The following is a 13,098-nucleotide window of genomic DNA, read 5'->3' as shown; positions in this document are numbered from 1 at the left end:
ATGTCTATCTTCCTCAACAAGGACTCCAAGGTCATCGTCCAGGGCATCACCGGCGGCGAGGGCACCAAGCACACCGCGCTCATGCTGAAGGCGGGCACGCAGGTCGTCGGCGGCGTCAACGCGCGCAAGGCCGGCACCACGGTCACCCACGGCGACGTCGAGCTCCCCGTGTTCGGCACCGTCGTCGAGGCCATCGAGAAGACGGGCGCCGACGTGTCGATCATCTTCGTGCCGCCGGCGTTCGCGAAGGACGCGATGGTGGAGGCGATCGACGCCGAGATCCCGCTGCTGGTCGTCATCACCGAGGGCATCCCGGTGCAGGACTCGGCCGAGGCGTGGGCGTACGCCAAGGAGAAGGGCAACAAGACCCGGATCATCGGCCCGAACTGCCCCGGCATCATCACCCCGGGCGAGTCGCTCGTCGGCATCACGCCGGCGACGATCACCGGCAAGGGCCCGATCGGCCTCGTCTCCAAGTCGGGCACGCTGACCTACCAGATGATGTACGAGCTGCGCGACCTCGGCTTCTCCACCGCCATCGGCATCGGCGGGGACCCGGTGATCGGCACCACGCACATCGACGCGCTCGCCGCGTTCGAGGCGGACCCCGAGACGAAGGCGATCGTGATGATCGGCGAGATCGGCGGCGACGCCGAGGAGCGCGCGGCCGACTTCATCAAGGCGAACGTCACGAAGCCGGTCGTCGGCTACGTCGCCGGTTTCACCGCGCCCGAGGGCAAGACCATGGGTCACGCCGGCGCGATCGTCTCCGGCTCGGCCGGAACCGCGCAGGCGAAGAAGGAGGCCCTGGAGGCCGCGGGCGTGAAGGTCGGCAAGACCCCGTCCGAGACCGCGGCGCTGCTGCGCGAGGTCTACGCGGCGCTCTGATCCACCCGCTCGAGAAGGGCCGGACTCCCGCACGGGATCCGGCCCTTCTCGTGTTCTCCACAGCCTGAATTCGGCCCTGCCCGGCACGGATCCCCGGCGTTACAGTGAGCACACCCGTGGAAGGGGTGATCCGGATGCCGCGCGTGACCAACGCCGAACTGCTGCAGCGCCTCGCCGCCCTCGAGGCCGAGAACGCGGAGCTCAGAAGCCGGATCGCCGTGGCGGGCGGCACGACCGAGGAGCTGCCGGTCGTCGACCCGATCGCCGCGACCAAGCGAAGTCGCGGCTGGGGGTGGACGCTGCTCGCCGTCGTGCTGATCGTCGTCGGCGCGATCCTCGCCCCCGTCGCGGTCGTCGCGTCCTGGGCCAAGGTGCAGCTCACGGACACGGACGCCTTCGTCGCGACCTACGCGCCGCTCGCGCACGATCCCGGCGTCCAGGCGTACGTGACCGACGAGGCGGTGAAGGTGATCCAGGACTCCGTGGACATCCCCGCGCTCACCTCGCAGGTGGTCGACGGCATCACCGAGCTCGGCACCGGCCCAGCGGCGACGAAGGCGCTGGATGCGCTGAAGGCGCCGCTCGCGCAGGGCATCGTCTCGCTCATCCACACCACCGTCGGCAACTTCGTCTCGTCCGACGCGTTCGCGCAGGTCTGGCAGGAGGCGCTGCGCGCGTCGCACACGCAACTCGTCGCCACGATGCAGGGCGATCCGAAGGCCGCCATCTCCGTCGGCTCCGACGGATCGGTCGGCGTGCAACTCGGGCCGATCATCGACAGGGTGAAACAGCTGCTGGTGGACCGCGGAATCACGTTCGCCTCGCAGATCCCGACGGTCGATCGCACGATCACGATCGCGCAGAACTCGTCCATCCCGACGCTGCAGATCTTCTACGGGGTGGCGGTGGCGGCAGGAGCCTGGCTGCCCTGGGTCGCGATCGGCCTGCTGGCGCTCGGCGTGATCGTCGCGCGGCGCCGTGCGCTCGCCCTCATCGGCGCCGCCGTGGCGCTGGGGGTGGCGATGGTCGTGGTCGTGGCCGGCATCGGCATCGGCGGGCTGATCTTCGTGGGATCGGTGTCGCCGGCCCTGATCCCGGCCGGTGTGGCGGAGACGATCTTCGGCACGGTCACGACGCCCATGCAGGACACCGGCGTCGCGGTCCTGGTGCTCGCCGTGGTCGTCGCGATCGTCGCCTGGTATGCGGGACCGTTCGGCGTGCCGCGTCGGCTGCGCGGCTTCTTCGGGTCCGGGGTGACCTGGGTCCGCGAGGCGGCGGAACGGCACGGGATCTCGACGGGCAGGGCGGGGGAGTGGATCTACGCTCAGCGCGTCCTCCTCCGTGCCGCCGTCGCGGTGATCGCGGCGGCGGTCGTGCTCTTCGTCCGGCCGCTGACTCCGGCGCTGATCGTCTGGACTCTCGTCATCGCGGCCGTCGTGATCGCGATCCTGGAGCTGGTCCAGAGGCCGGTGATCACGGTGCCGGAGAACGCAGGCGACGACACCCCGATCATGACCGTCTCCTGAGCGCCGAAGTGTCGGCCGGTGGGCGGCGCGTGCTCCCGGTAGGCTCCATCCGGTCATGAATCGCACAACCGTCGCCCTGCTCGCCGCGCTCCCGGTTGGGTGCGGCCGGGCATGAACCGCGCGACCGTCGCCCTGCTCGCCGCGCTCGAAGCCGTCATCGTCGCGGCCATCGGGCTGGCCGTCTGCCTGGTGCCTCTGACCGTGCTGTGGGCGACGCAGTACCAGCTCGGTGCGTCGTTCCTGGTGATCTGGAGGGCCGCAGCGGATGTCTGGCTGGTGGGTCACGGCGTGAATCTCACGATCGCACTCGACCCGCAGACCGTCGCGACGCTGGGACTGCCCGGAGCCGCGGAGCCGTTCCAGGTCACCATCGCGCTGCTCGGGTTCGCGGTGCTCACGGCCGGGCTCGGCGTGCGGACCGGGATGCGCGCGTCGGAGACCCCGTTCCGGGCGACCGGGGCGCTCAGTGCGCTCGGGACGTTCTTGGCCGTCGCAGCGATCGTGACGGTCACCGCGGGCAGCGCGCCGGTGCAGCCTTCGCCTTGGCAAGGAGTGCTGCTGCCGCCGTTCGTCTACGCGCTCGGCATCGGCGCCGGCTTCGGGTTCGCCGCGCTGCGCTCCCCGCGTTCCGCGGTCGTTGCAGACACGCCCGCGGCGACGGGCACCGGTTCCCCCGCACAGAGCCGCGATGAGGTGTCCGGGCCCAGCGTCCTCGGCGCGGCGATGCCGGGCGTCGTCGCCGTCCGGGAACGGGTCGCAGCGATCCCGGCACCCGTGCGAGCGGGCGCCCTGGGGGCCGTGCGTGCCGGAAGCGCCGCCGCCGCCATCGTGATCGGGATCGCCGCCCTGGTCCTCGCGCTGCTGATCTTCGGGAACTACGGGACGATCATCAGCCTCTACGAGCAGCTGCAGAGCGGGGTGGCCGGCGGGATCGCGCTCACCATCGCCCAGCTGGCGTTCCTTCCCAACCTCGTCGTCTGGCTGGCGTCCTGGCTGATCGGCCCGGGATTCGCGATCGGCACCGGCTCCGCCGTCAGCCCCATCGGCACCGCGCTCGGGCCGGTCCCGGGGCTTCCGCTCTTCGGTGTGATCCCCGCGCACGGCTACAGCTTCGGGCTGGTCGGGATCGTGGTGCCGCTGCTCGCCGGCTTCCTGGCCGCCGCGCTGCTCCGCGGCACCCGTCGCACGCAGACCGACGGGCCGCTCGCGCTTGCGCTGACGGCCCTCGGCATCGGCGTCGTCGCAGGGATCGAACTGGGCCTCCTCGCCTGGTGGTCGTCCGGTGCGCTCGGGCCGGGCAGACTGCACGACGTCGGTCCCAACCCGTGGCTGGTCGGCGCGCTCGCCGCGGCCGAGGTCGCGGTGGCTGCGGCGATCGGGCTCATCGCCGGAGCCCGCGCCAGGCGCTGACCGCGCCCGAGAGTGGCCGCGGTCCCGCCGCCGGTCGGAGCGCCCCTCCCCGGGTGGGTAGGCTTGTCGCGTGCTCTCGATTGTCGTGCTGATCTCCGGCGGTGGCTCCAATCTGCGCGCTCTGCTGGAGGCGGCGGCCGACGCCGAGTTCCCGGCGCGCGTCGTCGCGGTCGGAGCGGACAGGGAGGCGGACGGCCTCGCTCACGCGGAGGAGTTCGGCATCCCCACCTTCACCGTGCCGTTCACCTCGTACGACAGCCGCGAGGAGTGGGGGGATGCGCTGCTGGAGCAGATCCGGCAGTGGCAGCCCGACCTCGTGGTGCTGTCCGGCTTCATGCGCCTCGTTCCGCCGCGCGTCGTGGAGGCGCTCACCCCCTTCCTCATCAACACCCACCCGGCGTACCTGCCCGAGTTCCCCGGTGCGCACGGCGTGCGGGACGCGCTCGCGGCCGGCGTCACGCAGACCGGAGCGAGCCTGATCGTCGTCGACAACGGTGTCGACGCGGGGCCCGTGATCAGCCAGGAGCGCGTCCCCGTGGAGCCCTCGGACACCGAGGCCAGCCTCCACGACCGCATCAAACCCGTGGAGCGGCGGCTGCTCATCGACGCCGTCCTCGACATCGCCAACGGCCACATCGACCTCAAGGAGCTTTCCCGAGCATGAGCGGACCCCGTCACGACGCCAGCCTCTACCGCGAGCGGGATGTGGTCCCCATCCGCCGCGCGCTGATCTCGGTCAGCGACAAGACCGGTCTGCTCGACCTCGCGAAGGCGCTCGCCGACGCGGGCGTCGAGATCGTCTCCACCGGCTCCACCGCCCAGACCATCCGCGACGCCGGGCACGCCGTGACCGACGTCGCGAGCGTCACCGGCTTCCCGGAGTCGCTGGACGGCCGCGTCAAGACGCTGCACCCGGCCATCCACTCCGGTCTGCTCGCCGATCTGCGTCTGGCGTCGCACGAGGACCAGCTGAAAGACCTCGGCATCGAGCCGTTCGAGCTCGTCGTCGTGAATCTCTACCCGTTCGTCGAGACCGTCGCCTCCGGTGCCGTCGGGAACGACGTGGTCGAGCAGATCGACATCGGCGGCCCCGCGATGGTGCGCGCCGCGGCGAAGAACCACGCGAACGTCGCGATCGTGGTCTCGCCGGACGACTACGCGGACGTCGCCGCGGCGATCGCCGCCGGCGGCACGAGCTTCGAGCAGCGCCGCGAGCTCGCGGCACGCGCGTTCGCCCACACGGCCGCGTACGACGGCGCGGTCGCGGCCTGGTTCGCTGGCGATGCACCGTCGACCGACGACTTCGCCGAACGCTTCGAGGTGCGCGCCGAGCTGAAGCAGACCCTCCGCTATGGCGAGAACTCGCACCAGGCCGCCGCGCTGTACGCGGACCCGGCCGGTCACGGCATCGCCCAGGCGACGCAGCTCGGCGGCAAGGAGATGTCCTACAACAACTACGTGGACGCCGACGCCGCGCTGCGCAGCGCGTACGACTTCGCCGAGCCCGCGGTCGCCATCATCAAGCACGCGAACCCGTGCGGCATCGCCGTCGCAGAGGACATCGCCGACGCCCACCGCAAGGCCCACGAGTGCGACCCGGTCTCCGCGTACGGCGGCGTCATCGCGGCGAACCGCACGGTGACCCTGGCGATGGCCGAGACCGTGAAGGGCATCTTCACCGAGGTCCTCATCGCCCCGGCGTACGAGCCGGAGGCGCTGGAGCTGCTGCAGACCAAGAAGAATCTGCGCATCCTGCAGCTGCCGGAGGGCTACGCGCGCGCGACGACGGAGTTCCGGCAGATCTCCGGCGGGGTGCTTGTGCAGGACAGCGACCGCTTCGACGCCTTCGACTCCTCGGGATGGACGCTCGTCTCCGGCGAGGAGGCCGACGCCGCAACCCGCGCCGACCTGGAGTTCGCGTGGAAGGCGTGCCGTGCGGTCAAGTCGAACGCCATCCTGCTCGCCAAGGACGGCGCGTCCGTCGGCGTCGGCATGGGCCAGGTCAACCGCGTCGACTCGTGCAACCTCGCGGTGAGCCGGGCCGGCGAGCGGGCGGCGGGCTCCGTCGCCGCGTCGGACGCGTTCTTCCCGTTCGCGGACGGCCCCGAGATCCTGATCGCCGCCGGTGTATCCGCGATCGTGCAGCCGGGCGGGTCCATCCGCGACGAGGATGTGATCGCGGCGGCGAAGGCGGCCGGCGTCACGATGTACTTCACGGGAGAGCGGCACTTCTTCCACTGAGCGCCCCTCGGAGCGCGCGACTGAGCGCGCCACTGAGCGCGCCCGCACGATTGCGGCCCCTCGTGGGACGCGGGAGAATGGACGGCGGTCCACAAGACCGCTGAACATTTCACCGCGATCCCACGAGGAGACACCGATGTCCGTCCTGCCCGCAGACCTGCCGCACGAAACACTGCACGTTGTGAAGGGGAGGCGGAGCGGCCTCACCATCAGCATCGCGGTGCACTCCACCGTCCTCGGTCCCGCCCTCGGCGGCTGCCGGGTGTGGACGTACGACTCCTGGCAGGAGGCGATCGCCGACTCGCTGCGCCTGGCCGAGGGGATGACGATGAAGAACGCCGCGGCCGGTCTGAACCGCGGTGGCGGCAAGGCCGTCGTGTACGTTCCGCGCGGACGCGAGCTGACGCCGACCGACAAGTACGAGGTCATGCTCGACCTGGGCGACGCCGTGGAGAGCCTCGGCGGGAGTTACATGACGGCCGAGGACGTCGGCACGAGCGCGGAGGACATGTCCGTCGTCGCCTCGCGGACCGTGCACGTCTGCGGCCTGCCGCCCGCGGAGGGTGGCGTCGGCGAGCCGAGCGACGCGACCGCCGCCGGGGTCTACGCTGGACTGCTGTCGACGCTGGAGCGGGCCTTCGGCAGCCGTTCGGTCTCCGGACGCCGGGTCACCGTGCTCGGGCTCGGCCACGTCGGCTCCCTCATCGCGATGCGCCTCGCCAGCGAGGGCGCCGTGCTGACCGTCACCGACGTCAACCCGGCCAAGCGCGCGCTGGCGGATGCGCTCGGGGCCACCTGGGTCGAGCCGGCCGAGGCGCACCGGGTCGAGGGCGACCTGTTCGTACCCGCCGGGGTCGGCGGCGTCCTGACGGACGAGGTGATCGACGAGCTGCGTGTGCGCGCCGTGGTCGGTCCCGCGAACAACCAGCTCGCCGAGCGCTCCGGCGCCGCCAGGCTCGCCGCCCGCGGCATCCTCTGGGCGCCGGACTTCGTCGTCAACGCGGGAGGGGTGATCTTCCTCTCGATGATGAACGAGGAGGACCCGTCCGCCGCCGCGACGCAGGAACGCGTCGAGCGGATCGGGGACACCGTCACCCGCATCTTCGAGGCGGCCGACGAGCGCGGGATCACCACCCTCGAGGCGGCGGAGGAGCTCGCCGTCGCACGCCTGCGCGAGCCAGCGAACGCATAGCAAGCGTCCGCTAGGTTGGAGTCCATGACTTCTTCGTGGGCCCGCCGGCTCGTCGCATCCATCGTGTCCGCCGTCGCGGTCGCCGCCATCGGTCTGGTGGCGGCGACCGTGGTGCTGCTCGTCGCCAACAGCCTGAACATCAACGCGCTCGGCACGATCATGCAGTACGTGGTGTGGAACGCGCTGGTCGCGCTGGTGCTCTCGTTCGCCGGTGCGCTGCTCGGCGGGATGGAGCGGCGCTGGATCGCGGTCGTGACGGGCCTGGTGGTCGGGCTGGTCAGCACCTTCCTCGGCACGATCGTGCTGTTCACGTCGCTCAAGGTGACGCTGTCCGGCACCGCCTGGGAGCAGATCTTCCAGTGGTTCCTGAGCCTGAACCTCCCGTTCTGGCTGGCGGTCGCCATCGCCTTCCCGACGGCCGGTTACGCCATCTACCGCGTGCTCACCGCCCCCGGACCGGGCGAGACGGGGCGCCGCATCGCCCTGGTGCGCATCCCGGCGGCCAACCTCGCGGAGGGGCTCGTCACACACATCGAGCGCGAGGCGATCGACACCGAGCTCGCGGACAAGCAGTGGGACGGCTACGTCTCGGCGCTCTCCGAGGCCGGCTGGCAGACCGTCGAGGTCGCCAGCGCCGACCGTCTCGCGGACTCGGTGTTCGTCGAGGACACCGCCGTCGTCTTCGGCGACACCGCGGTCATCACGCGCCCAGGGGCCGACTCGCGCCGGCCCGAGACCGCGGGCACCGAGGCGGCGCTGCGCTCCCAGGGGCTGCGCCTGGAGCGCATCGAGGAGCCGGGCACGCTCGAGGGCGGCGACGTCCTCAAGGTCGGCGACACCGTGTACGTCGGCCGGGGCGGTCGCACGAACGCCGAGGGCATCCGCCAGCTGCGCGCCATCGCCTCCCGGCTCGGCTACACCGTCGTCGCCGTGCCGGTCACCAAGGCCCTGCACCTGAAGACCGCGGTCACCGCGCTGCCCGACGGCACGGTCATCGGCTACGAGCCGATCGTGGACGAGCCCCGCCTGTTCGAGCGCTTCCTGCCCATCCCTGAAGCGCACGGCACCGCGGTGGTCGTGCTGGACGAGGAGACCGTGCTGATGTCGTCGTCGGCTCCGCAGTCCATCGCGCTCGTCGAGGACCTCGGCTACACCGTCATCCCCGTCGACATCAGCGAGTTCGAGAAGCTCGAGGGCTGCGTCACCTGCCTCTCGATCCGCATCCGCTGACCGGGCCCGGCGGCGGCCGGCGTCACTCCCGCGTGCAGGCCAGCGCGCCGGTGAGCGTGGCGTCGACCGGGATCGGCGGACCGTTCGCGGTGATGGTCGCGGTGCCGGGAAGCGCGTCGAAAAGCACCTCGTCGCCCCTCGGCGCGAACGGCGCCACCGAGCTGAACACCAGTTCCGAACCGGTGATGGTGACCCCATAGCGCGATGAGACGTGGACGTAGTCGGCGGCGATCTGGTCGCCGACGCCCGGCCGTGGGGTGTTGCGGATCACGATGCCGCCGTTCGGCCGGATCCTGCAGTCCACCTCCGGCAGCCGCACCGTCACCTCGCGCCCGACCGCGAGCCGCACGGTGAGGCGCGTCGTCGCCGCGTCGACACCCGCGTTCGTGCCCGCGTAGACAGCCCACCCGACCGCTGCCAACAGGGCCACGAACGAGGCGAAGGCGCCGAGGACGACGCGGAGGCCGGGAGCGGATGCGGGCATGAAGCGGACGCTAGCACGCGAAAAGAAACCAGCCGGCACTATTGCGTTGCGCCGAAACCTGGCAATAAGCTGTAGGGCTGCCTTGTTGCGGCATTCGGAAGAAGAGCATCGGGCTACGGGAGGACGCCATGACAACGACAGAGAACACACGAACCGTGACGGTGTTCGGGCTCGTCGCTGCCGCGTACGCGTCCCCGGAGCAAGCCCCCGCCTGGTAGGTCCCAGGACGTAGAGCGCTTCCGGCTGACGTCGCCGGTACACCGTCCGGGCATCCGTGGGCCCGGAACCTCGCACGAGGACCGCCTTCGCGGCTCACAAGCGACGCCTTTTCGCGACCTCTCAGCACACCTCATACGGGTCGGAGCCGACCCATCGAAGAAAACGCATTCACAGAGAAAACGGAACTCATGTCTATCGCTGAAACACCTCAGCACCCGCCCCAAAGAGAAGAGAAGAAGCGGACCGGGACGGTCCGCACCCTGCTGCGCATCCTGCCGTTCGCCAAGTCGGCCGCGCCGCGCATCGTCCTCGGCATGGTCGCTGCCCTGCTCGCGAGCCTCGTGGCCCTGAGCATCCCGCAGGTGCTGCGCTGGCTGGTCGACGGACCGCTGTCGACCGGCGACCCCAGCGCGGTCTGGCCCGCGGCCCTGCTCGTGGTCGGCCTCGGCGCGGCCGAGGCGGTGTTCATCTCGCTGCGACGCTGGTTCGTGCTCACCCCGGGCACGCACGTCGAGGCGCGGATGCGCAACGCCCTGTACGAGAAGCTGCAGGACCTGCCCGTCGCGTTCCACGACCGCTGGCCGAGCGGCCAGCTGCTCTCGCGCGCCGTCAGCGACCTGAGCCTGATCCGCCGCTGGTTGTCGTTCGGCATCGTGCTGCTCGTGGTCAACGTGGTCACGATCATCGTCGGATTCGTCATCCTGATCGGCTGGAACTGGCTGCTCGGGCTGATCTTCCTCGTGCTGTCGGTGCCGCTCTGGATCTACGGCTTCGTGTTCGAGAAGAAGTACTCGATCGTGGCGCGCCGCAGCCAGGACCAGGCGGGCGACCTCGCGACCGCCGTCGAGGAGTCGGTGCACGGCATCCGCGTGCTGAAGGCGTTCGGGCGCGGCAAGCACGCCCTGAAGAAGTTCGAGTCGCAGGCCGAGCAGCTGCGCGGCACGGAGATCGAGAAGGCCAAGGCGATCGCCGGCATCTGGCTGTGGCTGCTGCTGGTGCCGGACGTCGCGTTCGGCATCTGCCTGGTCGTCGGCGTCTGGCTGGCCTCGCAGGACGCGCTCTCGGTCGGCGAGCTGGTGGCGTTCTTCGCCACCGCGACCGTGCTGCGCTTCCCGATCGAGTCGATCGGCTTCCTGCTCTCGATGACGTTCGACACGCGCACCGCGGCCGACCGGTTCTTCGAGGTGATGGACGAGACGAACGCGATCACCGACCCTGCCGAGCCCAAGAAGATCACGGACCCGAAGGGCGAGCTCGTCTTCGACGATGTGCACTTCCGGTACCAGGACTCGCCCGAGCGGTTCCCCGATCTGCTCGACGGCATCCAGCTGCGGGTGGAACCGGGGGAGACGATGGCACTCGTCGGCCTGACCGGCAGCGGCAAGTCGACGATGACCGCTCTCACCACGCGTCTGTACGACGTGACGGGAGGCGCGGTGCGCGTGGACGGCGTCGACGTGCGCGACCTCACCCGGTACGACCTGCGCAAGGCGATCGCCATGGCGTTCGAGGACGCGACGCTGTTCTCGGCCTCCGTGCGCGATAACGTCCTGCTCGGCCGCGACGGGCTCGATCCCACCTCGCCCGAGGCGGAGAAGGTGCTGACCGAGGCGCTCGAGATCGCGCAGGCCGGCTTCGTGTACGAGCTGCCGGAGGGCGTGGAGACGAAGGTCGGCGAGGAGGGGCTCAGCCTCTCGGGCGGCCAGCGTCAGCGTCTTGCGCTCGCCCGTGCGGTCGCGGCCGCGCCGAGCATCCTGGTGCTCGACGACCCGCTGTCCGCGCTGGATGTGGACACCGAGGCGCTGGTGGAGGCCGCGCTCCGGCGCGTGCTCGCGTCCACCACGGCCCTCGTCGTCGCGCACCGTCCGTCGACGGTGATGCTGGCCGACCGGGTCGCCCTGCTGGAGGACGGCCGGATCACGGCCGTCGGCACGCACCACGACCTGCTCGCCACCAGCGAGCACTACCGTTTCGTCCTCTCGAGTCTCGAGGACGATCAGAACGACGAGCTCCTTCAGGAGGTGAACCTGTGAGCACCGCAACCGTCCTCGGGGTCGAAGGCGAAGAGCGCAACGACCTCAACAAGGCGGAGAGCCGCCAGATCCGCCGCCGTTCGCTGCGCCTGCTCGGCTCCCTCCTGCACCCGCTGCGGGTGCGGCTGGTGCTGACCGCGATCGTCGTCGTGATCAGCACGGCCGGCCAGGTCGCCGGGCCGGCGATCATCGCGTTCGGCATCGACAACGGCATCAGCGCGCTGAAGTCGCAGGACTGGATGCCCGTCGCGGCAGCCGGTGTCGCGTACCTGGTCACCGGCGTCATCGGTGCCGTGCTGATCGCCTGGTACACCGTGCTGAGCGCTCGGATCAGCCAGGCCATCCTGATCGATCTGCGCAAGCGGGTCTTCCTGCACACCCAGAAGCTGTCGCTCGAGTTCCACGAGTCGTACACGTCCGGCCGCATCATCTCGCGGCAGACGAGCGACCTCGACTCGATCCGCGAGCTGCTGGACTCCGGCATCAACCAGCTGGTGCAGGGCTTCCTGTACATGCTGTTCATCGCGATCGCGCTGTTCGCGCTCGACTGGGTGAGCGGTGTGGTGCTGGTCTGCTCGCTGGTGCCGCTGTACCTGCTCACCCGCTGGTTCCAGAAGCGGTCGCAGGTGCTGTTCCGCATCTCGCGGGTGGCGTCGGCGAAGCTCATCGTGCACTTCGTGGAGACCATGACCGGCATCCGCGCGGTCAAGGCGTTCCGCAAGGAGAAGCGCAACGAGAAGGAGTTCGGCGGCCTCGTGGAGGAGTACCGCGACGTCAACGCGCGCGTCATCCAGCTGTTCGGGATCTTCGACCCCGGACTGGTGATGATCGGCAACGTCACGGTCGGCGTCGTGCTGCTCGTCGGCGGCTTCCGGGTCGCGGACGGACAGCTCGCCATCGGCGTCCTGCTCGCGGCGCTGCTCTACACCCGCCGGTTCTTCGACCCGATGGAGGAGATGGCGATGTTCTACAACTCCTACCAGTCGGCCGCGGCCGCGCTCGAGAAGATCTCGGGCGTGCTGGAGGAGGAGCCGAGCGTGCCCGACCCCGTGAAGGCGGTCGACCTCTGGACGGCGGAGGGGCACGTGCGCTTCGACGACGTGACCTTCGCCTACAAGAAGGACCGCGTCATCCTTCCGGAGTTCAGCCTGGACATCCCTGCGGGGCAGACCATCGCGCTCGTCGGCTCGACCGGTGCGGGCAAGTCAACCCTGGCGAAGCTCATCTCGCGGTTCTACGACCCGAGCGAGGGCTCCGTCACGCTGGACGGGGTCGACCTGCGCGACATGCACCCGAAGGACCTGCGCCGCGCGATCGTCATGGTCACGCAGGAGGCGTACCTCTTCTCCGGGTCGGTCGCGGACAACATCGCGCTCGGCAAGCCGGACGCGACGCGCGAAGAGATCGTGGAGGCCGCGGCCGCGGTCGGCGCCCACGAGTTCATCCAGGGTCTGCCGAACGGCTACGACACCGACGTGAACAAGCGCGGCGGCCGGGTGTCGGCAGGTCAGCGCCAGCTGATCTCGTTCGCGCGAGCCTTCCTCGCGAACCCGGCGGTGCTCATCCTGGACGAGGCGACCAGCTCGCTCGACATCCCGAGCGAGCGCCTGGTGCAGGAGGCGCTGCAGACGCTGCTCGCCGACCGCACCGCCGTGATCATCGCGCACCGCCTGTCGACGGTCGCGATCGCGGACCGAGTGCTGGTGATGGAGCACGGGAAGGTCGTCGAAGACGGCGCACCGGACGAGCTCATCTCGGGCACCGGACGGTTCGCGCAGCTGCACGCCGCCTGGCGGGACTCGCTGGTCTAGCGGGACGACAGGTGGTGCCGGCGGGCCCGCGGGAGGAAGCCATTCTCCCGCGGGCCCGCCGCCA

At 70.4% G+C, this 13,098-nt stretch carries 10 protein-coding genes; 9 read left to right on the top strand and 1 reads right to left on the bottom strand.

The window, feature by feature from the left end:
• The 7 genes from sucD (at position 1) to ddaH (ending at position 8,487) form a co-directional block, all read left to right on the top strand.
• Positions 1 to 888, top strand: a complete 888-nt coding sequence (gene sucD, locus AAME72_RS02265; protein WP_115697861.1) for a succinate--CoA ligase subunit alpha — start codon at positions 1 to 3, stop codon at positions 886 to 888.
• Between the two features lie 116 nt (positions 889 to 1,004).
• Positions 1,005 to 2,414: a hypothetical protein gene (locus AAME72_RS02260; protein WP_348788635.1), complete on the top strand. Its 1,410-nt coding sequence runs from the start codon at positions 1,005 to 1,007 to the stop codon at positions 2,412 to 2,414.
• Positions 2,415 to 2,525: 111 nt separating this feature from the next.
• Positions 2,526 to 3,824: a DUF6350 family protein gene (locus AAME72_RS02255; protein ID WP_348788634.1), complete on the top strand. Its 1,299-nt coding sequence runs from the start codon at positions 2,526 to 2,528 to the stop codon at positions 3,822 to 3,824.
• Positions 3,825 to 3,894: 70 nt separating this feature from the next.
• On the top strand, positions 3,895 to 4,488 hold the full coding sequence (gene purN / locus AAME72_RS02250; RefSeq protein ID WP_348788633.1) for a phosphoribosylglycinamide formyltransferase: 594 nt from the start codon (positions 3,895 to 3,897) through the stop codon (positions 4,486 to 4,488).
• Positions 4,485 to 6,065, top strand: a complete 1,581-nt coding sequence (purH, locus tag AAME72_RS02245; protein WP_348788632.1) for a bifunctional phosphoribosylaminoimidazolecarboxamide formyltransferase/IMP cyclohydrolase — start codon at positions 4,485 to 4,487, stop codon at positions 6,063 to 6,065. The genes purN and purH overlap by 4 nt, the downstream gene beginning before the upstream one ends.
• Positions 6,066 to 6,201: 136 nt before the next feature.
• Positions 6,202 to 7,257, top strand: a complete 1,056-nt coding sequence (locus AAME72_RS02240; RefSeq protein WP_348788631.1) for a Glu/Leu/Phe/Val dehydrogenase dimerization domain-containing protein — start codon at positions 6,202 to 6,204, stop codon at positions 7,255 to 7,257.
• 24 nt (positions 7,258 to 7,281) lie between these two features.
• Positions 7,282 to 8,487, top strand: a complete 1,206-nt coding sequence (gene ddaH, locus AAME72_RS02235) for a dimethylargininase (protein WP_348788630.1) — start codon at positions 7,282 to 7,284, stop codon at positions 8,485 to 8,487.
• Between the two features lie 22 nt (positions 8,488 to 8,509).
• Here the strand turns inward: ddaH and AAME72_RS02230 are convergent, their stop codons facing one another.
• On the bottom strand, positions 8,510 to 8,971 hold the full coding sequence (locus AAME72_RS02230; RefSeq protein WP_348788629.1) for a hypothetical protein: 462 nt from the start codon (positions 8,969 to 8,971) through the stop codon (positions 8,510 to 8,512).
• 407 nt (positions 8,972 to 9,378) lie between these two features.
• Here AAME72_RS02230 and AAME72_RS02225 point away from each other — a divergent pair, with 407 nt between their 5' ends.
• Positions 9,379 to 11,223: an ABC transporter ATP-binding protein gene (locus AAME72_RS02225; RefSeq protein WP_348788628.1), complete on the top strand. Its 1,845-nt coding sequence runs from the start codon at positions 9,379 to 9,381 to the stop codon at positions 11,221 to 11,223.
• Complete coding sequence (locus tag AAME72_RS02220; protein WP_348788627.1) at positions 11,220 to 13,034, top strand: ABC transporter ATP-binding protein; 1,815 nt, start codon at positions 11,220 to 11,222, stop codon at positions 13,032 to 13,034. Before AAME72_RS02225 ends, AAME72_RS02220 begins: the two co-directional genes overlap by 4 nt.
• The last annotated feature ends 64 nt before the right edge of the window (positions 13,035 to 13,098 follow it).

It is taken from the genome of Leifsonia sp. NPDC080035, from assembly GCF_040050925.1.
GTDB lineage: Bacteria > Actinomycetota > Actinomycetes > Actinomycetales > Microbacteriaceae > Leifsonia.
The sequence above is the reverse complement of the archived record's forward strand: the minus strand, read 5'-3'. Positions and strand labels throughout refer to the sequence as shown.

Bases quoted from the DNA above. Each gene is read 5' to 3' on its own strand.
- AAME72_RS02240 (WP_348788631.1), top strand. From the start codon at position 6,202: ATGTCCGTCCTGCCCGCAGACCTGCCGCACGAAACACTGCACGTTGTG.
- ddaH (WP_348788630.1), top strand. From the start codon at position 7,282: ATGACTTCTTCGTGGGCCCGCCGGCTCGTCGCATCCATCGTGTCCGCC.
- AAME72_RS02230 (WP_348788629.1), bottom strand. From the start codon at position 8,971: ATGCCCGCATCCGCTCCCGGCCTCCGCGTCGTCCTCGGCGCCTTCGCC.
- sucD (WP_115697861.1), top strand. From the start codon at position 1: ATGTCTATCTTCCTCAACAAGGACTCCAAGGTCATCGTCCAGGGCATC.
- purH (WP_348788632.1), top strand. From the start codon at position 4,485: ATGAGCGGACCCCGTCACGACGCCAGCCTCTACCGCGAGCGGGATGTG.
- AAME72_RS02255 (WP_348788634.1), top strand. From the start codon at position 2,526: ATGAACCGCGCGACCGTCGCCCTGCTCGCCGCGCTCGAAGCCGTCATC.
- AAME72_RS02225 (WP_348788628.1), top strand. From the start codon at position 9,379: ATGTCTATCGCTGAAACACCTCAGCACCCGCCCCAAAGAGAAGAGAAG.